At 43.4% G+C, this 23,980-nt stretch carries 21 protein-coding genes and 1 pseudogene; 21 read left to right on the top strand and 1 reads right to left on the bottom strand.

Features of this window, described 5'->3' with window-relative positions:
- The first annotated feature begins 126 nt into the window (after positions 1-126).
- The 16 genes and pseudogenes from AC1DUA_RS02195 (at position 127) to AC1DUA_RS02120 (ending at position 16,274) form a co-directional block, all read left to right on the top strand.
- Positions 127-2,514, top strand: coding sequence for a golvesin C-terminal-like domain-containing protein (locus AC1DUA_RS02195; RefSeq protein ID WP_477498169.1), 2,388 nt, complete (start codon positions 127-129; stop codon positions 2,512-2,514).
- 11 nt (positions 2,515-2,525) lie between these two features.
- Positions 2,526-5,249: a golvesin C-terminal-like domain-containing protein gene (locus AC1DUA_RS02190; RefSeq protein WP_477498168.1), complete on the top strand. Its 2,724-nt coding sequence runs from the start codon at positions 2,526-2,528 to the stop codon at positions 5,247-5,249.
- Between the two features lie 339 nt (positions 5,250-5,588).
- A complete protein-coding gene (locus tag AC1DUA_RS02185) occupies positions 5,589-5,735 on the top strand; it encodes a hypothetical protein (RefSeq protein WP_477498167.1) in 147 nt (48 codons plus the stop codon).
- A gap of 397 nt (positions 5,736-6,132) precedes the next feature.
- Positions 6,133-6,558, top strand: a complete 426-nt coding sequence (locus tag AC1DUA_RS02180) for a hypothetical protein (protein WP_477498166.1) — start codon at positions 6,133-6,135, stop codon at positions 6,556-6,558.
- Between the two features lie 226 nt (positions 6,559-6,784).
- Positions 6,785-7,579 (top strand): hypothetical protein, encoded by a 795-nt coding sequence (locus tag AC1DUA_RS02175; RefSeq protein WP_477498165.1) that lies wholly within the window; start codon positions 6,785-6,787, stop codon positions 7,577-7,579.
- Positions 7,576-8,856 (top strand): ABC transporter ATP-binding protein, encoded by a 1,281-nt coding sequence (locus AC1DUA_RS02170; RefSeq protein WP_477498164.1) that lies wholly within the window; start codon positions 7,576-7,578, stop codon positions 8,854-8,856. The genes AC1DUA_RS02175 and AC1DUA_RS02170 overlap by 4 nt, the downstream gene beginning before the upstream one ends.
- Before the next feature lie 5 nt (positions 8,857-8,861).
- On the top strand, positions 8,862-9,539 hold the full coding sequence (locus tag AC1DUA_RS02165) for an ABC transporter ATP-binding protein (protein WP_477498163.1): 678 nt from the start codon (positions 8,862-8,864) through the stop codon (positions 9,537-9,539).
- A gap of 622 nt (positions 9,540-10,161) precedes the next feature.
- A complete protein-coding gene (locus AC1DUA_RS02160) occupies positions 10,162-10,737 on the top strand; it encodes a class I SAM-dependent methyltransferase (RefSeq protein ID WP_477498162.1) in 576 nt (191 codons plus the stop codon).
- A pseudogene (locus AC1DUA_RS02155) lies at positions 10,734-11,294 on the top strand (DedA family protein). The gene AC1DUA_RS02160 and the pseudogene AC1DUA_RS02155 overlap by 4 nt, the downstream one beginning before the upstream one ends.
- Positions 11,295-11,320: 26 nt before the next feature.
- The gene (locus AC1DUA_RS02150; RefSeq protein WP_477498161.1) at positions 11,321-12,022 is read left to right on the top strand and encodes a response regulator transcription factor; all 702 of its coding nucleotides are present in this window, start codon (positions 11,321-11,323) and stop codon (positions 12,020-12,022) included.
- Positions 12,015-13,175: a HAMP domain-containing sensor histidine kinase gene (locus AC1DUA_RS02145; RefSeq protein WP_477498160.1), complete on the top strand. Its 1,161-nt coding sequence runs from the start codon at positions 12,015-12,017 to the stop codon at positions 13,173-13,175. The genes AC1DUA_RS02150 and AC1DUA_RS02145 overlap by 8 nt, the downstream gene beginning before the upstream one ends.
- Positions 13,176-13,417: 242 nt before the next feature.
- Positions 13,418-13,891 (top strand): DinB family protein, encoded by a 474-nt coding sequence (locus tag AC1DUA_RS02140; RefSeq protein WP_477498159.1) that lies wholly within the window; start codon positions 13,418-13,420, stop codon positions 13,889-13,891.
- Positions 13,892-14,128: 237 nt separating this feature from the next.
- Positions 14,129-14,476, top strand: a complete 348-nt coding sequence (locus AC1DUA_RS02135; RefSeq protein WP_477498158.1) for a DinB family protein — start codon at positions 14,129-14,131, stop codon at positions 14,474-14,476.
- 156 nt (positions 14,477-14,632) lie between these two features.
- A complete protein-coding gene (locus AC1DUA_RS02130) occupies positions 14,633-15,052 on the top strand; it encodes an HIT family protein (protein WP_477498157.1) in 420 nt (139 codons plus the stop codon).
- Positions 15,053-15,335: 283 nt separating this feature from the next.
- A complete protein-coding gene (locus AC1DUA_RS02125; RefSeq protein ID WP_477498156.1) occupies positions 15,336-15,941 on the top strand; it encodes a DUF1349 domain-containing protein in 606 nt (201 codons plus the stop codon).
- Positions 15,942-16,034: 93 nt separating this feature from the next.
- Positions 16,035-16,274, top strand: coding sequence for a hypothetical protein (locus AC1DUA_RS02120; protein WP_477498155.1), 240 nt, complete (start codon positions 16,035-16,037; stop codon positions 16,272-16,274).
- Positions 16,275-16,453: 179 nt separating this feature from the next.
- On the opposite strand, the gene AC1DUA_RS02115 is transcribed toward AC1DUA_RS02120, so the two are convergent.
- The gene (locus AC1DUA_RS02115) at positions 16,454-17,320 is read right to left on the bottom strand and encodes an amidohydrolase family protein (RefSeq protein ID WP_477498175.1); all 867 of its coding nucleotides are present in this window, start codon (positions 17,318-17,320) and stop codon (positions 16,454-16,456) included.
- A gap of 306 nt (positions 17,321-17,626) precedes the next feature.
- Between AC1DUA_RS02115 and AC1DUA_RS02110 the strand changes: the two genes are divergently transcribed.
- From AC1DUA_RS02110 to AC1DUA_RS02090, 5 genes are all read left to right on the top strand, one after another.
- Entirely contained in the window at positions 17,627-19,408 is a 1,782-nt protein-coding gene (locus AC1DUA_RS02110; RefSeq protein WP_477498154.1) for a sensor histidine kinase, read from the top strand.
- On the top strand, positions 19,405-20,454 hold the full coding sequence (locus tag AC1DUA_RS02105) for a response regulator transcription factor (RefSeq protein ID WP_477498153.1): 1,050 nt from the start codon (positions 19,405-19,407) through the stop codon (positions 20,452-20,454). Before AC1DUA_RS02110 ends, AC1DUA_RS02105 begins: the two co-directional genes overlap by 4 nt.
- Before the next feature lie 108 nt (positions 20,455-20,562).
- Complete coding sequence (locus tag AC1DUA_RS02100; RefSeq protein ID WP_477498152.1) at positions 20,563-21,516, top strand: ABC transporter permease; 954 nt, start codon at positions 20,563-20,565, stop codon at positions 21,514-21,516.
- A 14-nt stretch (positions 21,517-21,530) separates the two neighbouring features.
- Positions 21,531-22,382 (top strand): carbohydrate ABC transporter permease, encoded by an 852-nt coding sequence (locus AC1DUA_RS02095; protein ID WP_477498151.1) that lies wholly within the window; start codon positions 21,531-21,533, stop codon positions 22,380-22,382.
- Between the two features lie 30 nt (positions 22,383-22,412).
- Entirely contained in the window at positions 22,413-23,849 is a 1,437-nt protein-coding gene (locus AC1DUA_RS02090) for an extracellular solute-binding protein (protein WP_477498150.1), read from the top strand.
- Positions 23,850-23,980: the final 131 nt, after the last annotated feature.

Raw genomic sequence — 23,980 nt, 5'->3', positions numbered from 1 at the left:
TGATATCAAAGACAAAGGGGGGATTGACCAGCAGGATGCGGATAATTGCTTCTTTGTGCTCATGGGAAGAAAGGAGGTTGCGTTGTTTTGAAAGCGTTACCAATATAAGGGAAGGAAGTGAGCTGTATGATAAAAAGGATGCTGTTTTTCTTAATTGTTGTCATCATGACGATAATAGTTCCATTAAGCCTATTCGGAATAAGGACAGCTAATGCGGAGACTGTACCGTTCAAGACCATTATCATCGATGACGGGAGCCTCACGATGGATGGGGTTGTGACCCCTGATGCGGATAATGCGGATAACGGATATTCGGCTCCGGATTGGACCACAAGTACAGGGGTGAAGGGATATAATAATTCCAGTTCCCACTATACGAGCACAGCAGGCAGAGCTATAACGTGGAGTCCGCGCTTGGAAGCTGGAACGGCGAGGATATCGTTCTACAAGCTTAATTGGGAGGACAAAGCAGATAACAATGTGAAGATTGAAATCGTTCATAACGGGATGACGGATGTTGTATATATGGACCTAAGGCCTTCATTCGGGGCGCCTGCGGGATGGGTAGATTTGGGAGAGTACTATTTCTCTGGGTCTGGCGAGGAATTTGTTAAATTGACTCGGTCTACCAGCAGCACTAGCACGATACTTACGCGCGCTGATGCGGTCAAGTTCGAAGGGAATATTCAGCAGAAAGAGCCGCATAAGACGATTATTATCGATGATGGAAGCCTTACGATTAATGGTGTCGTCACGACTGATGTGGATAACAAAAATAACGGATACTCGGCTCCTTATTGGAGCACTAGCACAGGAGTGAAGGGGTATAATAATTCCAGTTCCACGTATACGGATGCGGTGGGAAGAAGCATCACATGGAATCCGCGCCTGGAGGCAGGAACGGCGAAAATATCGTTCAACAAGCTTAATTGGGCGGATAAAGCAGATAGTAATGTGAAAATCGAAATTGTGCATAATGGGATTACCGATGTCATGTTTATGGATCTCAGGCCCTCGTCGGGACCATCTGTTGGATGGGTTGATTTGGGATCGTATTATTTCAGCGGCAATGATACTGAATTTGTTAGACTGACGCGCACGCAGCCAACGACGGGAACCATCATTACGCGGGCCGACGCGGTCAAGTTCGAAGGGAATATTCGGCAGCAGGCTCCACCGCTGCCTCCACTGCGCAGCCGCACATTGGCGAATCTCAGTTATACGGACAAAGGCAGCATCGAGAACGCCAACTATAAGGTGACTTTCTATGAAGCTGCTTGGGATGGAGGCAAATCCATCGTTCGTGATCTGTTCTACAAGGACACGGATACGGGGAATTGGGTGGCAATTAATAATTTGGCGGAAAGACTTGAAGAACAGTGGGTCCTGTTGGATGGGAATGCGGGAAGCCGTACCAACTACTACGATACGATGAACAAACGCTGGGTTACATTCGACGGGATTCATTTCCCTGACAGCCACACGGCGGTATTAACCGATTCTTCGCATGAAAGCGATTACGATTTGCAAGTGAACTGGTCCCTGTCTGGAGACAAACCTGATGTGTCTTTCGCCTTTACACCTCGCCGGGATGGCAATTATGTGATCGGCTATCAGTCTTTCACCACAGAGCAAGTCTCTGGCATCAATGAAGTGTTGAATGGGTTCAGATCGCATGCCAAAATGATAGGTTCAGTGGAATCAACAAGCTTAAGAGAGCTGAGCGCTCCGATGAGTCTGGTTGAAAAGAATGACGGCGCAGGGCACGCTTTGACGTATGGCGTATTTGTACCGTCGGCAGAGCTTCCGGTCGAATTTGAACCGACGGGAGGCGTTACGAAACAACGGCTGGGCATGAGTCTTGTCAACAACGAAGGCAGCGTGCAGCCGATCCTGTATGCTCCTCAACTAGGAACTTATTCGCAAATGACTGCGGAAAGCACCTATCAATTTCATATGGGGCTAATCGCTCAAAGCAGCAGTCTATATAAGGCCTACGGGGATATTCTCCGCAGTGAATACGGTTATTCGGCCTACCGGGAAAATGTCGCTGAACAGTCGCTTACGGATGCGATGTTCAATATGATCGATCTGCTCAAGATTGAGCCTCAGGGTGACGACTCTGTGAATTATGTTCCTTCGCCCAGTGGATGGTGGAACCGAGCCAAGGGCTTCATTGACATCGAGAACGAGGATAGCGTTCGAACAACATCGAATGCGGCTCTACTGGGGGCTTACTACTTGACCGGAGATGACCAGCTCTACGATACGAGAGCGCTGCCGTCCATCCAGTACGGTGTATCGCGAAATGGTATCGGTTGGTCACCGACACAGAAGCCCGTATATGGCGTACCCTCGTTATGGAAAATGGCAACCTTGCCGTTCGATGTTTCAAGCGTAGCCGCTGTCAATCAGATGATGGGCACATCGGCTGGGATTGGGGCGTTAGCGCAGCAGGAGTATCTTGTGCGCGACCCTGATCAGAAGATCGGGGGCCAGTCATTCAGCCGTTAATGATGTACCGTATGACGGGGGATGCGCAGTATTTACAGGCTGCCAAGGATGCAGCCGACAGTTATATCCTTCAAAATATCGATACTCCTGAAACTGTGAATGTAAGTAAAAATGAGTTTATTTATTATTACGGTAAGCTGTGGATGGAGATCTTGGAGCTCTACGAAGATACAAAGGACCCTAAATACTTGAATGCCGCTTACAAGGAAGCCAAACAGTACGCTACTATGTTCGTTGCTCGTCCAGTACCTGGGGGCACCGTTACGATTCCTCAGCCGGAGACGTATAATTACACGGAGTCGTTCCATTGGCCGGAAAGCGGTAAGTATAATTATCCGAGGAGCAAGCTTCCTGAAGACGTAGCCGGTGGCGTACAAGCGGACAGTTGGCTTGTTTCACCCAATGGGTTGACGTTCGAAGCGGGAAGTACAACCGGCTATTATCGGATGAATGCGCAGGAGGCTCCTTTCATGTTGAGATTGTCGCTCTATACAGGTGATAAGCTGCTGCAGGATATCGCTCATAATGCGATTATCGGACGTTATTCCAGTTATCCGGGTTATTATTATAAAGGTTTCGCTGTTAGTCAACTGGAACCGGATTTTGCTTTGGAAGGCCCCAGCGGGGCGACATCCATCTATTATCACCACATGCCAGCGCAGCTCGGGCAAACGATGGATTATCTGATCAGCGAACAATCGCTGAAATCGAATGGGAGTATTACATTTCCTTCTGTATTCGAAACTAATTTTCTATGGTTCAAGTATCATCTCTATGGGAATAAACCAGGTCAATTCTACGGCAATTCGAACGTTTGGGTGTGGATGCCCAAAGGAATTATCCAGACTAACCATCCTCAATTGAACTGGATAACAGGTGAAAGTGGAGATAAGTTTTACATTGGATTAAGCAACGAATCGAGTGCTGAAGTACAGACTCCAATTAAATTGAATGCGCAGCTCATTGGGTTCGACCCCGCACAAGATTATAACGTAACCATCATCCGCGATAATGGCACACCAGAGCAGGCGGTTATGAGTGGCGGAATCATTCAGGCCACGGTTTCAAGCAAGGGAATGACAGCAATCATTGTGGAAGGCCTTCACATTGATGTGCCGCTGCATCAGGTTAGAACGGCTGATACATCGGATGCAAGCTATTTTTTCGATGTTCACAGTCCAATAGATGCAGTTAAAGGCATGCTAATCGTCAAGCCGGACGAAACGTCCTACGATGCTTACGTAGAGGCCAAAACGTCGAAACCAGCGACAATCCATTACTCATTGGACGGCGGGGCCACGTACACAACGGTTCCAGATGCGATCTATCCGATGGAATGGTCTATACGGGTAAACGATTTATCCCAAACCTTCACTTATTATGTGGAATCGGACGGGAAACAGACGCGCAAGCGAACGCTATATCTGCCTGATCAGGTAACGGCGACGCCGGTCCAACCGGATTGGCAGGCGGGGTCATCCATCATTGTGGATAATACGGAGGCGGAGACAGAAGGCGTCTGGATACGCGATACAACGGCTAATGACTATTACTACGATAACTATGTGTATGCCAAATCCACTTCAGGTACAGCGACTAGCAAGATTGTCTGGCGGCCCGAGCTGCCGGAAAGTGTCACTTATAGCGTGTATTACAAGCTTCCGCAAATTACCGCCACGAGTGAAAATTGGGCAACCAATGCCGCTTTTACCGTTTATTACAGCGGTGGCTCACAGACGGTTACCGTTGATGAGTCAGCAGCCAATGGGACTTGGGTGTTCCTGGGTGCTTACCCTTTTGCAGCAGGTGATAGTGGGTATGTTGAATTAACCAACAAGGCTAATAAGTCACGGGTAGTTGCTGATGCGATGATGTGGGTGAACCCAAATCGGATGCCGCTGCTGGAATCGGTGGCCATCCTGTCGAATCAGGATGAGCTGCAGATGACTCGAGCTGCTCAACTGAGTGTAACGGGTTATTTGGATAACGGCCTGATCGGTGATCTGGCACATGCCAATGTACAGTATTATGTGGATAGAACCGATCTGGCTGAAGTGGACAGCAGCGGTTTGTTGACCCTTCAAAGCCTTGATGGAGCTACAGACCATATCACGGTGTGGGCCACAGTAACGATGGACGGAGTGACCTTAACAACACCGCCTTTGGCTATAACGATCAAAGACCTGACGGTTATTGTCGACAGCACGAATACAGCCGGGTTATACACCACGGAAGGGTCTTGGAGCCGAAGCAATTTAGCCGGCTACAAAATTGGTGTTAAGTCTCGGTACTCTACCGTTCAAGGATCATCGGCGACGTGGAAGGCTCAATTCCCTGAGGGAAGATATACGGTCTCCATCTACAAACTCGTCCACACAACGGCAAACGATAATCATGTCAAAGTGGAAGTGAAACATCAGTCGGTTACCGAGACCACGTATATCGATGCGACAGTCGGCTCGTCGGGTTGGGTTAATCTTGGAACGTTCGACTTTCAGGGAGACGGCAGCGAGTATGTTCGTTTAACCAGGGAGACTCCGACAACCGTAGATCCGCCAACCCTACCTGCCGATATGATCTATACGAGGGCTGATGCCGTCAAGTTCGAACGGCATTCTGGCAGTCCGGACTCGTTTGCGAAAGGGGTGCCAGGTAAACCGGCACTATCGAATAATAGTGGTGTTGCAGGCTCAGGCTTAATGTGGCGGGGAAGTAAGGGGTATCGTGACGAGTAGAAATGGTAATGTGTGAAAAAACACCGGTGACCTTAAACAGGTGACCGGCGTTTCTATATTAGCGTTTCGGGCGGGACGATTCTGCTCCTGCAAGGGTGAAACTAGGATTACGCGTACTTAACGCCGATTACTCCCGTTATTTCCCTCGATTATTCCATTTTTGTCCAAATAAATGGAATTTATACCACTAATTTCACTGAACTATTCCATTTTCATCSAGTTAGAATCCATTAGCTAGAGTTCCTACCGCTATTTCCGCTCCTGGCCACTGAGTTAAGCAGATTAACGGTAGTTTTTCCATCTATCCAACCGGCAGGTTAATCCGCGGAGACAACGGAGATGTCGCTTCATATTTGGGGAGCGAAGCGAGAAATGTATTGCAAAATCAGCGACAATGGCCGAGGATTCGATCCTGCGTCTGTTTTCGATCCGGATCCGGCGGGGATGCGTACTTTCTTTCTGCGCCGTGACGAGGAACTTCCGTGACGCTCATCGTACCGCTGGAAAAGGAGGAAAGCGAACATGCCTGATAGAATCCGGGTTGTTCTGCTCGACGACCATCCGTTTGTAATGGAAGGCTTGTAGGACCGGCTGGCGGGCAGGATTACGATACCCTCCCTAAAGGACCAGCACGCTCAGTATGTGATGCCRAATGCATGATTTAAAGAGATCSGTCTAAGTAGTCTACTTGCTACTTATAAAGAACTTAATCCCCAAGAGGATAAATCTGGCGGAGCCGGGTGCGATGCCCCGTACGCTCGGATCGCTGAGAGAACCTTGCAATTGCGCAAGGGCCTACTCGATCTTTTATCGATCTACCTCACAAAATTCGCTTGTTTACATTAGTTGCGCAACAAAAAAATATTTTGGGAGGTATATTTAATTGAAAAAGTCGATTTCAGGTTTACTAGTTTGTTTGGCTATTGCTAGTGTGGGTACTTCAGCTTTCGCTTCTGAGAATCAAGGTCTTAGCAGAAATTCGGGTGGCTGGACGGAAGGTAAAGGTTATTATACGAATAGTAATAATACTAGTTTACAATCAAAATCTCTTGCCGCTCTTTCATCAACTTCTCCAGAGAGCCATACTGCAACAAAATCCTACACTGGAAGCTCAGTTCTTTTAACTAGATTAACAGCTGAAACATATTGGTCAGGTGAATATCATTACACAAGAGCTAGATTTGAATATTTAGTTGGTAGTTCAGTTATTGGCGATACCGATCGCGTTTGGGGGAATGATCATACAATTGCACAAACTTCATATGTAGATGCTACCGGAACGACTGCTAAGTCATATTGGGGTAACTAATAAGGAGTTTTCGTAGAATATACCCTAGGAATGGAATATTATTCCTAGGGTGTTCTATATATAAATGACTATGCGAATTCGAACTCATAAAAATAAGACGATCATTTATACAATTTGTTTCATTGCTACTATGTTTCTGTTTATCCTCTCTTATATAAGCGCTTCTCTAGATGAAACAAATATGGTGAATAATGGATATGTCAGTAAGGACGCTATTGCTTTTAAAATGACTAGCATCGATCAGCCGCTGAAGACCACATCCGATAAATTTATACTGGTTCAATATGAAGCAAGCATGCCTGGGATTAGAATTGTCAGGATGAATGGCGACTTGAAGATGCCTCCAATCCAATTCATCTCCAAGGATAGTAACAATTTAAGTCGCGGAAATATTGCCATAGTAGGAATTAACGCACCGGTTAATAACTTGCCAAGTTCCTACCCCATTGCCGGTTATTTTGATACACCTACATCCTATTTGATGAACGCACAAATATGGCTCATCACGGAGAAGATGCAGATAAATGTAGAAGAAGGAAATATGTTTATTTTTGAGTCACCAAGCAACAATAAAATAGAAATTCTAAAAGCGATCCTAAATAACAATTCGTTTGAAATTATTCATGCCGAAGAATACGGGTCTTACGCAATGAATTCCAACAAATCCATATTGAGAGGGCTTCAGTTAACCTCCATATTTTTCATTATGATACTCATGATTTTCAGTTGGATATGGTTTTCAAAAGAAAAAAAAATAATACAAATCATGTATATTCACGGATTTCCAATGCTTAGAATTTATCGTGAAATGGTTATTACTAAAGTGCTGCCTTGCACTGTCAGTTCAACACTAACAATGCTAATTATTCGGATTATTCAACAAAAAAAATTCACAACATGGGACTCGGCGTGGGTTGTACATTCCATGCTTACAGTCGTAGCTTATGTAGTATTTTTATTCATAGTAAGTTTTATCGTTACTGCAAGGTTTTCAATCGGAAAAGGCGGAAGGAAATATTGAAAATGCTACCAACCTTTTTTAAACAGAACAAGTTGTTAAATATGATTTTTCTGGTTTCAGCAGTACTTTTTTATTTCTTAGTCATGATGGTCGTCATAAATATCAAACAATCTCATCTAGAAGTAAAAGCTGCGAATGTGTTTAAAGGTATGAATGTGTACAAGATAACAGACCAGCTTTTTGATCAGAAAGAAAAAGACTTTTTTATGAATGTAAAGAATTATAATATATTAGATGCGTTTGCAGACAAAATGGCTGAGCAACCTGGAATGGTGTTTTATCAAGCTGTTTGGCAGCCAATAGGCATATATGGGTTCAAAGGTAATGAAACGTTCGGTGATTATTATGAATTCGGAAAAAGTGTTCCCATACAAAACTTTCATGGTAAAGAGTATACTTCCATTAAATCTATGCAACTCAATCAAAATGCGATTGAGATAAACCAACTACAACTGGATAGCGGCAGATTATTTAATAGCAATGAATATATCTTTTCAGGCGAGAATATTCCTATTCTGCTTGGAGCTGATTACCGGGGAGTATATCGTGTCGGGGATCGTATAGATCTTAATTATTACCAGCAGGATTTTGTAGGTACTGTTGTTGGATTGTTTCAACCGTCTCAAAAGATCATGACCAAGTCCAGACCTGAAGTTATTCTCGATAGGTATGTGATTCTACCTAGTTTAAATTTTATTACACAGCCAACTAGTCTAATAGAAACAACATCAGATGTACCGATTTTTTTTAGAGCACTTCTACTGAGTCGAGTAAATGGAACAATTATCTCAGATCTTGATCCGATAGAAGTTAGAAAGATCGGTAAGGATGTTGCCGCGCAGACAGGCTTTAACAGCTTTGATATCATTGGAGCCGATAGTTTGGCAATTAATACATTAGTCAATATGATTGAAAGCAATAGAGATGTGTTATTGGCAATTTCCATTGGGTTATTCATAATTACTCTTATAGTTTTGATTATGACGGTTTTTTTGAAAATAAAAAAGAATGTATCTACATATACAGTTCTACTAATAAGTGGTGCTAATTTGACAAATATCTGGAGAATGATTGGAACTCAGCTGGCTATCACTAGTCTAATTGGTAGTTTCGTTCCATTCTTTTTTCTCTTAATTCTAACAAGTTCCTCCTATCTGATACTAATAAACTATTTAGTTCTTGTGTTCCTTGTTAGCTTGTTAAAATTATGGCTTGCTGCGATATTTGCTCGAAATATGTTAGCAAGAATGGACATTGTCCAAAAATTGAAGGGATGATCTAATTGAGTCGAGTAGTACTGAAGAATATCTCCAAAATATATAATGCAAAGTATGTATTAAGCAATATCAACCTGATTGGTGACCCAGGTAGTATGATTGCTATTAAAGGGAAGAGCGGTTCTGGAAAAAGCACGTTATTGAATATAATTGCCGGGTTAGAAAAGCCAAGCTCCGGAGAATTTTGGATTCAAGAAACAAGAATGAATGATAAAAGTTTTAGCTTTTTAGCCAAATTTCGTAGCGAACACATCGGATATATTTCTCAGCATAGTCCAATGATTCCTGAGCTAACTGTTTTGGAAAATATAGCTGTTCCATTATGGTTCGAGAAAAACGAAAACAACAGAGCAGTGTATCAAGATAGGATTGAAGTGTTGAGCGACCATTTTGAGATTAAACATCTTCTTGGTAAAAAGATTGGACTTTTGTCAGGAGGCGAGATTCAGAGAGTAGGTGTTATACGTGGGCTTATTAAAAAACCACAAATCATCGTTGCAGATGAGCCAACAGGATCACTGGATGACGAAACTGCTTTGTTGGTAATGGAGTACTTCAAAGTGCTTAAAGCGGAGGGGGCCACTTTTGTAATTGCGACTCACAGTGCACTCGTAGCTGAGTATTGTGACAAGAAATATGCATTAACGAAGGATGGCTTGTTTTTATTTGACACTATTTCATGAAATAACTGGATAGACATGAATATTTCCGCCAGTTAAAGATACTGAGGGAAATAATTAATTCCGAGCATAACCGCTCTTTAGGGACGGACCAACAATACCCCGTTTTGTTCAAAGGGAAGGGTTTTATCATCAGGGGCATCTTGGATTGATTGATCGTCTGCTTTTTCTAACATAAGACTTGAGAATTTGCAGTGACTACCCGTCTCAGGAAGAGATTAGGATACAAAGTATATAGAAGAGTTCGGGTTATTAAGAACAATCGGGCTCTTCTTTTTTGTTGGGCGTTTTATGGTTTGATATCTTGGCCGATTAATTTCTATCTGGTTAGTCTCTATAAAAAATGGAAGATCACAGACGAACAGAGGCTATCATAGGAGCTATGGTTGGATGACCAAGTCCATTCAGGATGTTTTAATGAAATACATCTATAATAAAGCTCGACCCTTAAAATATAAACCTTAGACCCTCAGCCCGCGGCTGTGGGTCTCTTGGTGCAACAGGCAGTCGCATTTTTAGCTTTCTTCAAAGTTTCTTCAGAATTTCTTTATCTTTTTCTTAGCTCATTCTGCAGAACTTTTCGTTACGATAGAGGCATCGTAAGGAATGAGAGGAGAGTTATTTCATGATTAGAGCCATGCAGGACCAGCTATTGTTTCTATATAAATTCATGCGTGCGCCGAGGCAGATTGGCAGCATCGCACCGAGCTCCATGTTTTTGGTAAAAAAAATGCTCGAACCTGTTCAATGGAATCAAGTAAGGAGCGTCGCTGAACTCGGGGCGGGCACTGGCGCCATTACCAGACATCTGGCAAAGGTTCTGCATATAGAGACAAAGGTTCTATTGTTCGAAAAAGACCAACATCTGCGCAGTCAATTGTCCGCACGATATCGGCTCTTCACCTGCTATGCCGATGCATGCAACATGCAGCATGCCTTACAGAGAGAAGGAATCGATGAGCTCGATTGCATCTTGAGCGGTCTTCCGTTTTTTAATTTTCCGTCGGCTCTGCGCGAGCAATTAATGTCCCAAATCGAAACGACGTTGAAACCGGGCGGCTTATTCATTACCTTCCAGTATTCGCTGCAGATGCGGAAGCAGCTCAGTCAGCGATTCGAAATCGAGCAAGTTCATTTTATCCCTCTCAACGTTCCTCCCGCTTTCGTTTATGTCTGCCGCAAAGGAGGATCGCGCACATGAATTATGAATGGTTTCTATCGACTCTTCAGCAATTCGGCTATGCAGCACTATTTTTTATGCTATGGCTCGGCATTGTCGGCATACCGATTCCCGCTTTTATATTGACTTATTTGGGTGTCGTCTCCGGCTTAACGCTAGGTTACTTGCTTGGTCGTTACGCTGGAACACCTATTTTGACAAGGTTGAGACGCAAGAAAAAGATGGAGAAATATTTACGTTTTTCATAGGCGTTTTTCCAAAAATATGGTAGCTTTGCATTAGGCATTAGTTATTTTTTTCCTATCATTCGGCATGTTATGCCCTATGTGGTAGGCGTCCACAAGATGTCCTTTAAACGGTATGCCCTTTTTTCCTACACGACGGGACTGGTCTGGACATTCCTCTTCTTTATGATTGGACGCTATGTAGGTAATCATGCTCGGGAAGTCGGTATGTTATTTTACGAATATGGCTTGCGCTTGCTCTGGGTGCTCTTCGTGCTCTTTGCAGTATGGGGGATTATCCGCTTCTTCAGAAGGAGAAATACCAATCAGCGTCATAACCGCTGGCTAGACTAAATCTAATAATTTGGGAGTGATCCAACTTGACAATAAGCGTTCTTGTCGCAGACGACGATCCGGAAATTCGCGACGCCATTCGTATTTACCTGCAAAATGAAGGCTACTGCGTTTTTGAAACGGAGGACGGCGCTCAAGCAGTCGAGCAGCTGCGCCGTGAATCGATCGATTTGATCATTCTGGACGTTATGATGCCGAATATGGATGGAATCAGAGCTTGCTTCAAGATTAGAGAGATGACGAAAATTCCGATCATTATGCTCTCAGCCAAAAGTGAGGATATCGACAAAATAACGGGGCTTACGACCGGGGCGGACAATTACGTGGCCAAACCGTTCAATCCGCTGGAGCTGATCGCAAGAGTCAAGGCGCAGCTGCGCAGGCAAACGTTCACCGGCGCTGCTGATCAACAGGTCAAAGCTTTCGATGGCAGCGTAGTTGAAATCGACGAGCTGGTCATTAACAAAACCAAGCATCTCATGACGGTACGCGGCCGTGAGGTGCCTCTTACGCCAATCGAGTTCTCCATTCTGGAGCTGCTTGCCGGCCATCGCGGACAAGTGTTTAAAGTAGAGCAAATTTATAGAAGTGTTTGGAAGGAAGACAAATTTTTGTCCGATAATACGGTAATGGTCCACGTGCGCAACATTCGGGAGAAGATCGAAGACAATCCGCGTGAACCGCGATTTATCAAAACGGTTTGGGGAGTGGGATATAAAGTTGAATAGAGACTTCTTTTCCCTCTTAAACTGGAAAAAAAGCATTAGGCTGCGCTTGCTCGGATCGCTTCTCTTTAGCCTTATCATCTCTTTTATCGGATCGTCCATCATCAATAATCTTTTGAGATTTATTTTGCCGCAGATGATTGCACGGAAGACGGAAGGCGCAACTATAGACTTCGTTGGGGTGGCCTTTACGTTCCTCTCGTTTTCGTTTTTCTTTTTGCTCCTATTTTTCTTCCTGATGAGTCCTATCGTCAAGAAAGTGAGAACTCTTGCTGACGGGCTCATGGCGATTGCCAAGGGGGATCTCAATTATCGGGTGCCCCTGCCGGGCCAAGACGAGCTGGGGGAAGTCGCGCAGAACATCAATTATATGGCTGAGCAGCTTCAAAGCATGATGAAGAGAGAACGTCAGATCGAGACATCCAAAATGGAGCTGATCACGCACGTATCCCATGATTTACGTACGCCTTTGACGAGCATCATCGGTTATTTGAACCTGCTCCAAAATGACCACTATCACGATCTCGACGAACACAAGAGGTACATCCGTAACGCTTTTAACAAGACCAAGCAAATGAAAAAGCTTATCGATGATTTGTTCGAGTATACCCGTCTTACCAGCGGCGACACCAATCTTACTTTCCAGAAGATCGACCTCAACAGCCTCCTAGAGCAAATCATCATCGAGTTCGAGCCGATCGCGCAAGAGCTCTCTCTAACGGTCAAGAAGGATTGGGAACAACAATCTCTATTTGCTTATGTTGATGTTGAAAAGTTGGTGCGCGCGATCGATAATCTGCTCATGAATGCGCTCAAGTTTTCCTTGAAGCCAGGTGAAATTACGATTCGGCTTGCCCAACATGGCCAAACTATCAGRTTTGCGGTTGAAAATTGGGGAAACCCCATTACCAAGGAGCAGGAGAAGCTTTTGTTTGAGCGTTTTTATAAGGCGGAGCCCTCCAGGCGCGATCGAGACGTGCCTTCAGGTGCAGGACTCGGTTTATCGATTGCGAACTATATCGTTGAGCTGCACGGAGGGGAAATCGGACTTAAGCATGTGAACGGGCATTTCACCTTTTTTATTGAACTGCCCAAAACGGCACAAATCATAAAGTACAATGGGAGTATAGCAACCAACCAAGCAACGTGGCTGTAGGCATAGGACAGCTGCGTTTTTTATTTTGATAATTTGGATGACAGTATCCATAACTTTTTGTTATTCCTCACCTAACATAACGGTAGTACAGTTCATAGTTGCTTTAGTAGTGTTAAAGTATGAACACGGCAAAGACAACGAGATGTATGCTTGCATTTCGAAGCTTGCTGAAACATGCTAACTCAGCGTGCAATATACGGATTGTATCTATTATCAATCTCAACATACAGGAGGAATTCAAAATGGCAACTCAACATACAGCAGCTCAAAAAATCATGAAAGGCTGGAAAATGCATCACAACAGCTTGGTTCAATTGGTAGATCAACTGCCGGAATCGAGCGGCAGCTGGCGTCCCTGGGACGGCGGCATGACCACGCTGGAACTGGTACACCATCTGGCTTGGACGCCAGAGTTCTTCTTTGCTCAGATCGAGAAGCGAGATATGAACATTCCGCCTGTTCCTTCGACCATTGCAGAAGCGCGTGAGCTTATGAAGCATCTGACCGCGATGACGGAGCAGAAGCTGAATGCGTACACCGATTCAGAACTTCAAAAAGTCGCCACTATCCATATTAACGGTGTTGACGTCACTGAACCGATCGAGGAGATGTTCCATCGTCTGTTTGCCCATGAAGCGCATCACAAAGGACAATTATTCGTATATGCCCGTATGCTTGCCGTAAATCCACCATTTTATGTAGATCTAAGTGTCTAACTTTGGATCTCGAAAATAAATGATTTGTGGAACTATTGCATGCTAAATTCAACCATACAGGGCTAAGCTATTGAATACATGATTAATCAAAAATTTAGGGGGAATTTAACATGATAACTCAACTTTCAACAGCTCGAAAAATCATAAAAGGTTGGAAAATGCATCATAACAGCGTGGTTGAATTGGTAGATCTATTTACCCGAAACGAGCGGCAGCTKGAGCCCATGGGACGGCGGCATGACCACGCTGGAGCTAGTGCACCATCTCGCTTGGACGCCAGAGTTCTTCTTTGCTCAGATCGAGAAGCGCGACATGAATATTCCGCCCGTTCCTTCAACCATTGCTGAAGCGCGCGAGCTTGTGAAGCATTTGACCGCAGTGACGGAGCAGAAACTGAATGATTATACCGATTCAAAGCTCCAAGAAATAGCCACGATTAATATTAACGGTGTTAATATTACAGAGCCGATCGAGGAAATGTTCTATCGCCTGGTCGCTCATGAAGCGCATCACAAAGGACAACTATTCGTTTATGCCCGTATACATGGTGTTCAACCACCTTTTTATGTAGATCTAAGTGTTTAATTTTGAACTTAATTAGACCGTTTAAAAAAGCTTGAGAAATCAAGCTTTTTTGTATAGGGGGATTCTGATGTTTTAGTCATTAGGAAGATGTTTGATATGGTATGATAGTGTAGTAGTTTTCACTTATTCCATTTCTAGCGAACGGGAGTGTCAGACATGAGTTCAATTTGCAATTATTGTAGTAAAAACGAAGCACTGAACAATCTCATGATCGAAATCGGCCAGTTGCGTGTATCAACCTTGTATTTGTTTCGGGAGCAGACGTACCGGGGGCGCTGTATTGTCGCGCTGAACGAGCATGAAACGGAGTTTTTTCATCTGTCGCAGGATAAGCAGGATGCCTATATGCGCGATGTAGCGCAAGTGGCAGCAGCCATTGAAAAAGCGTTCCAACCGGATAAAGTGAACTACGGTGCATTTGGCGATACAATGCCGCATGTACATTTTCACATCGTACCGAAATATAAAGATGGCTATACCTGGGGGAAAATGTTTGAAATGAACCCACCGGCAAATCTCCTTTTAACGGAGGAACAATATGGGGAGCTCATTGATCAAATCAAGAGCCATCTGTAAGACTGTATAATATAATTTGGACCCTCAGCCCGTTGCTGTGGGTCTCTTTTTCGCATTTTAAACTTATGGGCAGCAGTATTGTTGTTGTAACAATTTTGGCGGGCAGATATTTTTGTTCCTCAACCATTATCGTTCATTGTATAATCGTAAAACACGAGAAGCGTCGCACGATGGAGCTAAAGTTGTATCCAGTAATTTCCTCCTCCCGCGATACGTTAATCGATAATAACGAGTAAACTTCCAAAGGGATATACACTATAGGGATGGGTGGCGATGGTTAGATATGAATCTTTTTAATAACTGCGTGGGGAAGAGACTAAATTCTTCTCTTAACTGGATGAATGAACCACAAGAATGGGGATTTTCCGAACAAAATTCACTTAGAATTACCGCGCCACCTCGTGCAGACTTCTTTCATAATCCAACACAGGGAAGTAGAAAAAGTTCGGCTCCGTTCCTATATACGACAACAAATGAAAATTTTATTTTAACCACACGGGTTAGCGTGGACATACATGACCGGAACGACTCCGGATGCCTTATGGTAATGGCAGACGAGAATAACTGGGCTAAGTTATGTTATGAGGATTTTAGAGGTCGACCTTCCATTATTAGTGTTGTAACCAAAGATATTTCGGATGATTGTATCGGTGACGATGCCGGGCATACAAATCCTTTCTTAAGAGTATCTCGATATGATAATGGTCTAGCTTTTCATTATTCTCTTGATGGTAATGAATGGGCATTAGTGCGGTATTTTGGAATGACTAATATTCATAGTTTAAAAGTCGGTGTAGTTGCCCAGAGTCCAGTTGGGGATGGATGTGCAGTGCAGTTCGATTACTTGAACCTTCTTCCTAATACGAATATCGATGTAAGAAATATATAAAATCCTTTTTTCATACAGCAAAAGACGCATGTTATGCATGCGTCTTTTGCTGTATGAATCGTTTTGGGAGTAGCTGAAGGGTGGACTTTATGTATGCTCAAGGGTGAAATAACAGCAATTTCTACGGTTAAAAATGGCGCTGAGAGAGGGTTTTGTGGAATAACAGGAGTTCCTCCAGTTATTTCGGCCATAGCTGCCCCTTTTATGAGAATACTAGAAGGAATAGCGGGAAAATTTCCATCTAATCCCATAGAGCTAGCTCATTTGAACAAATTAACTGTATTATTTCCACTTATCATGTATTCGGGTATCAGGGCAATGCCGCATAGGTAGGCAGGGTTACAAGACAATTGCTATATCTCATAACAGGAACACATAAAGAGTGTCGGCGATTTAATCGCTGACGCTTTTTTTATACGAGAAAACGGGCATGCGATCAAGTTCTTGTCGCTAATAAAATCGGCGATTGAATCACAGGCAGGTGGACGAACGAGGCATCCATGCATCCAGCGCTACAGCTGGAACAACTTCCGCGCATTCTCGCTGAAAATTTTGCGCTGCTTATCCTCGGGCAGCCACCGCAGGATAATCGTCGGATCATCGAAATCCCAATGTGGGTAGTCGCTCGAGAAGAGCAGCATGTTCTCGGCGTCGAACATCTCGAACATCGCCGCCAGATGCTTCGGATTGTCCGGCTCTTCGATCGGCTGCGTCGTGATGAAGCAGTGATCGCGGACATATTCGCTGGGCAGCCGCTTCAGCCAAGGAACGGAGGAGCGAAGCGCCTTGTAGTTTTTGTCCAGCCTCAACAGCAGCGGCGGCAGCCACGTAACGCCGCCTTCGCACAACACAACTTTGAAGTTCGGGTACTTCTCGAACACGCCCTCACAAACAAAGCTGACGAGATGCGCCATGAACGTCTGGGAGAGGCACGTATGCCACTGCAAGTAGTTGGAGACATACCCGACAGCGGTTGGTGCGTTGAAGATGCCGGCGCCTTCCGATCCGGGATGGATCACCAGGGGCAGGCCATGCCGCTCACAAGCTTCATAGATCGGATGAAAGAAGCGTTGTCCGTACGGCATCTGCGAGCCGCTGGTGACGCTGACCGCGACGATGCCCGGATGTGGGCCGATGCGGTCAATTTCCCGCGCCGCCTGCTGCGGATCTTGCGTGCCGATGCACATGTAGCCTTTGTACTTCGGGCTCTTCGGGAGCCATTCTGCAATCAGGTAATCGTTGTAGGCGCGACAGATGGCAGCGGTAAAGTGGACGTGCGCGAGACGTATAATCCCTACGCGTATCCGGAGGGATTGTACGACGGCGGCGAGAGCTGGCGCCGACTTTACCGTTGGTGCCGTGTACCGCTCCGGCACCATGGGCAATTTCTTCGCCGGCTATCTCGGCGGGCTGGCGGTGTTCAACCGCGCGCTCGGCGATGAGGAGCTGGCGCGGTTGGTGTAAGCGCCGCTGAGTGAGGCGGCGGCGCGGCGCAGAAATAGAAACCCTCGATCCGTTGTGGCGGATCGGGGTTTTTTTGCTATGCAGGCCCAGCCCTGGGTCGCGCAAATATCAATTTATCAGTTGCGGAAGGGGTGTTGTCGTCATGCAAGCGCTTATTTCAGACCATGAAGGCAGGAGGTGGTGAAACAATCGAGAAATAAATCTACATGAGGTGAGTCACGATGAGGAAAAAATTGATTGCTTTATTTCTTATGTTTCTGTTGCTGCCATCACTTTTACTTTCAAAAATCTGGTTTGATAAAACATCAGATACGATTGTGGATGTGGCTAGAGTATTTAACGAGCAACTTGTCAGACAATTAAATGACCAAATTGGTGATTATTTCCAAGAGTTGGAGCGCTCTACAATGCCATTAATTGCTCACCCGTTGGTTAAAGAATTTATGCTTCTTCAACCGGATCAAGCTTACAAGCAGTTTATTTTAACGCGAGATATCCAAAATGAGTTACTCCAACAAATTGTATTTGGCCGTCCTGAAGTGTATTCGTTAACCATTTACTCTGCTAATGGTCTACAAATTTCCAATCACGTAGCGCTGCCAAGTCAAGATGATTATGAAAGCTACCTAAGAAATACAAACTTAGGAAATTACAATGTAATGGGTATACGATGGATAAATAGTACTCCGTTACTTACGATTACGAGGAAATTCACGGATACCACATTGTATCAGACAAGTGGCGTTTTGGTATTTAACATAAGGCTTAATGAGATATGGAATAAAGTGAATAAAATTCAAACCGGCATGAAGGGGAAGTTGTGGATCATCGATTTCAACAATCTTGTTATTTATGACTCAGGTCATTATGACAAATTGGGCTCCAATATGCCGGATTGGTTTGTCGATGGTAGGCATTCGTTGAAAGCGGGTGAACCATTCCTGCATGAAGATGCAGGGGTAACGAATATCGTCAATTACAATACTTCCGAATCTACTCGTTGGACGATCGTATCTGAATTCCCTATCCATGAGTTTAGTAAAGGGTTAATTGTTCTTAGGGACTATTCGATTTGGATTTTGCTAATTATTACTTTTGTTGCCTGCATCATTATTGGCGGATATGCTTTTTATCTCACAAATTCACTAAGTATCTTAGAAAGGCTTATGCGCAAAGCACAGAATGGAGATCTGCTCACCTTAGCTCCGCACCGCCGGGAAAAAGAAATAGGCAGTTTGTTCGTAGGATTTAACAAGATGATTGGGGAACTCAGACGTCTTATCGTAGAGGTGCATGCAGGACAGTTGCGAGAAAAAGATTTATTGCTGCGGCAAAAAGAATCCATGTTACGAGCTCTTCAGTCCCAGATCAATCCGCACTTTTTATACAATACACTAGAGATTATTAATTCCCATGCCATACTCCAAGGCGTAATGCCTGTTAGTAGAATGGCTACCGCACTAGCCGATATGTTTCGGTATTGCATGAAAGATTCTATGCAAGTCGTAAACTTGACAGAGGAATTGAAACATATCCATACGTATCTCGAAATTCAAAAGGAAAGATTTCCCGAATTAACGTGTGCTATTAAATTTGACWGGACCACTGCTTCATCGATTACAATTTGCCGCCTTTCCTTACAGCCCATAATTGAAAATTGCTTCATTCATGCTTACGAGAATCAGATGCTTCCACCAAGTTTTATTGGGATTACAGGGGATATTCAGAATGAGAAATATGTGATTAGGATTACGGATCAGGGTGGAGGGATGCCGGATGACGTGCTGGCCAGATTTAGCTCTGCATTTAAAGATCAATATAGCGATCATGAAAATAGGAATGAAGGATTAAATGGTCATATCGGCTTAATTAACGTTCATTCCAGGTTACGGTTGACGTTCGGTTATCCATATGGTTTACACATTGCTAAATCAAATCATACCGGGACAATCGTGGAAGTAGTTGTACCACTAAAACAAGGGAGAAAGGATGAAGCTGAATGATCCGTACAGTCATTATTGAGGACGAAGCCTTAATACGGAAGAGTCTGTTTAAACTTGTATCCGAATCTTCTCTTGGCTTTGACGTTATAGGTGAGGGGGCTAATGGCGTTGAAGGTTTACATCTAGCTAGAAGTGCCCATCCCGACTTAATTATCACAGATATAAAAATGCCGCAAATGAACGGATTAGACTTAATTAAAAATGTTAAATCACTAGGAATTCAATGTGAATTTATCATATTGTCAGGTTACAGTGATTTTAGTTTTGCTCAGGAAGCGATACATTACGGTGTCAGCGATTATCTGCTTAAACCCATACGGCCGGAACAACTTAGTCAAACGTTGCATAAAGTCAAATTGGAAGTTGAGAAGCAACAGATTAATTTGAGTGAGTATAGCGAGTGGTTGCTTTATTGTACGGAAGAAGCGAAGAATATAGCTCATTTGATATGGAATGTGAATGAAACCGAGGCTATGAACGCGATCGATTATTTTAATAAGAAATGGGCAGATAGTCGCGAAATGAATTCGCAATACAAAGAGCGGAGTATTGAATTCTTGAGTAGAATCTATGCATGTCTGAACAATGAGTTAGGAGCCAAAAATCTTGACTACGATAATAAACTAATTGCTCTTACTGGAAAAAATAGGGAGAATGTGCAAGTTTTAAATAAGCATTTCATTCGTACATGGCTTCAAACTGTTCGTGAAACCCGAAATTATGGTGCGCACCTGAGCATCAAACAAGTTATCGCATTTATCGAAAATAATTATAAGAATAATGAACTCTCCCTCCAGATGGTAGCCGACCATGTTAAATTATCCCTACCTTACCTCAGCCAAGTATTCAAACAGAGTGTGGGCATATCCTTTTCTCAATATTTAATTCAAACACGCATGGAGAAAGCGAAGCAATTATTATCCGATCCTGATTGCAAGGCCTCTGAGATCCCGGAACATATTGGATATACGGATTACCCCCATTTTACGAAAAGCTTCAAAAAGTTCTTTGGCATTTCACCTCGAGAGTTTCGCGCACAAAAATAAAGCGCATACATTACCTTATAAAAACACAACTAGCATAAGGAATACCATGTACGAACCTCCTGATTTCTTCTAGTATGGAGTTATCAAATAAGACATCAGGAGGTTCCCATGAATACGAATGCGCCCCCCATTCATGTGATGGATACGGAAGCAAGAAGAAAAAGGGCCAGGCTTTATTATTCGAAATACTGGCAGCTATATTGCATGATCATACCTGGGATCATGTTTTTCTTTCTCTTTAAGTATGTCCCGATTCTGGGAAGTGTGATTGCCTTTCAGGATTATAATGTTTACAAAGGTATTATGGGAAGCCCGTTTGTCGGATTAAAGCATTTCGAAACGCTGTTTACGTATCCTGAATTTTTGAAAATTCTCAAAAACACCGTATTTATTAGTATATATCAACTTGTGTTTGGTTTTCCTGCTCCAATTATTTTAGCTCTGCTGCTGAATGAAGTTAGGAAAATGTGGTTCAAACGCTCTGTTCAAACCATCGTTTATCTCCCGCACTTTTTGTCTTGGGTTATTGTAGGTGGCTTAGTCATTAATGTGTTATCGCCAAACTACGGGATTATTAATGAAATCTTAGAATTTTTGGGAATAGAGCGAAAGTTCTTTATGCAGCAACCTGAATTTTTTCGATCTATCGTCGTTGCTTCAGGTATTTGGAAGGAAGTGGGGTGGAATACGATTATCTATCTTGCCGCCCTGGCTAGCATCAACACGGAGATGTATGAGGCTGCGGACGTTGATGGTGCTGGCCGATTTCGCAAGATGATTAGCATTACATTGCCATCTTTATTACCAACCATTATGATTTTGTTCCTGCTGAGAATTGGACATCTGTTAGATTTAGGGTTTGAACAAATTTATATGTTAATCAATCCACTCGTTGCAGAGAAAGGGCAAATTATAGACACGTACATTTATAGCGTAGGTTTACTGGGAGGGCAGTACAGCTATACAACAGCCATCGGAATTTTTAAATCCGTAGTTGGTTTGATGCTTATCTTTAGTTTTAACCAAATCAGTAAAAGGCTAACGGGCGAAACATTATATTAAACAGAGGTGAAGAGATGAGGAAGAAGAAGGCTATATTCCCAATAATTAATGCCATCCTACTGACAGGTATCAGCCTGTTAATGCTAGTCCCTTATCTCAACATATTAGCAGGCTCTTTCAGCGGCGGGCAGGCTATTCTGCAAGGTAAGGTCTCCGTATTTCCTGTAAACTTTACACTCGATCATTATTTGGCTGTATTAAAAAATAAGGCGATTTGGAAAGCTTTTGGTGTCACCATATGGGTAACGGCAGCCGGCACATTTCTAAGCCTACTCTTTACTTCGCTGATGGGATACGGATTATCAAAATCCCATTTAAAAGGTCGAAGTGTAATCATGATTATGGTTATTATTACAATGATTTTTCCAGCCCCACTGATTCCGACCTACTTAGTTGTGAAGTCATTCGGTTTGTTGGATTCATTAAGTGCGCTCATTATTCCGGGCCTAATCAGCGCTTTTAATCTGGTTATCATGATAACTTTCTTCAAAGGCATTCCAGAAGGCCTTACAGACGCGGCAACCATTGATGGATGTGATGAATTTAATACCTTTGGAAGAATCATTATGCCGCTTTCTCTACCTTCTTTAACGACGATTGGTCTGTTCTATGCCGTTGGGTATTGGAATGGATATATGAATGCGATTATGTACTTGAGAGATCCAAGCCTATTCACTTTACAAGTTAAATTACGTCAACTTCTTGTGGAGAATGATGCAGGCAGTATGGGCTCCGGCATGTTGATGTCCATTGAAGGAATAAGAATGGCAACCATTATAGTTGCTACTGTGCCAATTTTATTTATTTATCCATTGATCCAGAAACATTTTATCCAAGGTGCAATGATTGGTTCTGTCAAAGGTTAAAACTAAATCGACTAAGGGAGTGGGACCCGAATGAAAGCAAGCAACAAAGTAATTGGAACACTTTTGGTTACTACCATGATATCCGCTTGTAGTAATCATTCAGATGATGGCCAAAGTTCACCGGATGGACAGGGCATACCCTCAATAAACATTACGATGAACTCAAGATCACTTCCATATGTTGAAGCGTCTCCTAATATTAATGAGGATATCTATGTTAAAAAGATGGAGGAACTATCCAAAACAAATGTCAATATTGAAATCATTCCTGCAACAGATTTTGATCAAAAACTTAATTTACTGCTCGCTGCTAATGAAAAGCTGCCGGATCTGCTAGAAATATCAGCCATTAATACGAAGGTGTCCTCACCTGCTGTAAATAACGGAGCTTTTACGGAGCTGAATGATCTGATCGATAAATTCGGCCCTAATCTTAAGAGCAATATCCCTAAAGAAGCGTGGGATTCGCCGACAATAAGTAAGGACGGAAAAATATATGCGATACCAGCCATGTCGGGCACGAATCGGAGTCAGGTTGTCTTTATGAGGAAAGATTGGCTTGATAAACTTGGCTTACAGGTACCCAAAACGATAGATGAATACATAAATGTATTGACGGCATTTCGCGATAAGGACCCGAATGGCAACGGTAAAAAAGATGAAATTCCATTCTCAGGGCGCAAAAATTTAAGAGTAGCCGAGGCCTTCTTTGGAGCCTACGATGTCAATCCTGGCGAAGGAATATCTGCAGGCACTTGGAAGTACAAAGATAATAAGCTGGTTCCTAAATACATTTTGCCGGAAATGTGGATACATGATCCGGGCTATCCGGATAAGTGGTTGGCTGAAGTAAAGAAAGGCGAGCCTACCGCTGAAATCATCAACATTCCATCACCCATTGGTCCAGACGGAAAAGGCGGAGGGGAAATTATTTCACCGATTAGGTCGGCTTATGCGATCCCTGCCAGCAGCAAAAAAGCTGAGGATGTTATTAAATTTTTGAATTGGTTCTACTCGAAAGAAGCGAATACCTTCCTAACTTATGGCATTGAGGGGGATGACTACACCGTAAATAACGGTAAAATCGAGTATAAATATCAGTCAAGCGCGGATGGAATTAATAAGGAAAATATGCACTTGATGTTCCTGCAAATTACCGGCGAACCCTATATGATGAACGAAGAATTTATGAAAGGGCGCCCACATGGGGATCTAATTACGAATGCTTCGAAAGTTGCCAATAGTGAAGGTCGGGTGAATGACGGACTTGATATGCCTATTCCTGCCATTATGTTGTCTCAACCTGAACTCGCCAAAAACGGATTGTTTATGGAAACAGCAGCGAAAATCATTGTTGGCCAGGAAAGTATCGACTACTTTGATAAATTCGTTGCAGACTGGAAAGCGCGTGGAGGTAATAAAGCAATTGAAGAAGCAACCCAATGGTATCAAAATAACAAGAAATAAAGCGGTATCATTCTATTTATTCATAAGGGGAAATGAGAATGAGCAACCAATTAGCCATGCATATTGATTCTAAGCATAAGAACGATCATGAGAGTCCTGTTACTGCTATTATCGTGGGAGCCGGCCACCGC

The organism is Paenibacillus sp. 01T422, assembly GCF_056398785.1.
This window is presented reverse-complemented; position numbering and strand designations above follow the sequence as displayed.

What these genes read in the sequence shown, in the direction of transcription:
- AC1DUA_RS02095 (WP_477498151.1), top strand. Translation starts at nt 21,531, where the DNA reads ATGAGGAAGAAGAAGGCTATATTCCCAATAATTAATGCCATCCTACTG.
- AC1DUA_RS02190 (WP_477498168.1), top strand. Translation starts at nt 2,526, where the DNA reads ATGACGGGGGATGCGCAGTATTTACAGGCTGCCAAGGATGCAGCCGAC.
- AC1DUA_RS02175 (WP_477498165.1), top strand. Translation starts at nt 6,785, where the DNA reads ATGACTAGCATCGATCAGCCGCTGAAGACCACATCCGATAAATTTATA.
- AC1DUA_RS02160 (WP_477498162.1), top strand. Translation starts at nt 10,162, where the DNA reads ATGATTAGAGCCATGCAGGACCAGCTATTGTTTCTATATAAATTCATG.
- AC1DUA_RS02115 (WP_477498175.1), bottom strand. Translation starts at nt 17,320, where the DNA reads ATGGTGCCGGAGCGGTACACGGCACCAACGGTAAAGTCGGCGCCAGCT.
- AC1DUA_RS02195 (WP_477498169.1), top strand. Translation starts at nt 127, where the DNA reads ATGATAAAAAGGATGCTGTTTTTCTTAATTGTTGTCATCATGACGATA.
- AC1DUA_RS02135 (WP_477498158.1), top strand. Translation starts at nt 14,129, where the DNA reads ATGACCACGCTGGAGCTAGTGCACCATCTCGCTTGGACGCCAGAGTTC.
- AC1DUA_RS02120 (WP_477498155.1), top strand. Translation starts at nt 16,035, where the DNA reads ATGCTCAAGGGTGAAATAACAGCAATTTCTACGGTTAAAAATGGCGCT.
- AC1DUA_RS02140 (WP_477498159.1), top strand. Translation starts at nt 13,418, where the DNA reads ATGGCAACTCAACATACAGCAGCTCAAAAAATCATGAAAGGCTGGAAA.
- AC1DUA_RS02125 (WP_477498156.1), top strand. Translation starts at nt 15,336, where the DNA reads ATGAATCTTTTTAATAACTGCGTGGGGAAGAGACTAAATTCTTCTCTT.
- AC1DUA_RS02105 (WP_477498153.1), top strand. Translation starts at nt 19,405, where the DNA reads ATGATCCGTACAGTCATTATTGAGGACGAAGCCTTAATACGGAAGAGT.
- AC1DUA_RS02100 (WP_477498152.1), top strand. Translation starts at nt 20,563, where the DNA reads ATGAATACGAATGCGCCCCCCATTCATGTGATGGATACGGAAGCAAGA.
- AC1DUA_RS02090 (WP_477498150.1), top strand. Translation starts at nt 22,413, where the DNA reads ATGAAAGCAAGCAACAAAGTAATTGGAACACTTTTGGTTACTACCATG.
- AC1DUA_RS02130 (WP_477498157.1), top strand. Translation starts at nt 14,633, where the DNA reads ATGAGTTCAATTTGCAATTATTGTAGTAAAAACGAAGCACTGAACAAT.
- AC1DUA_RS02185 (WP_477498167.1), top strand. Translation starts at nt 5,589, where the DNA reads ATGTCGCTTCATATTTGGGGAGCGAAGCGAGAAATGTATTGCAAAATC.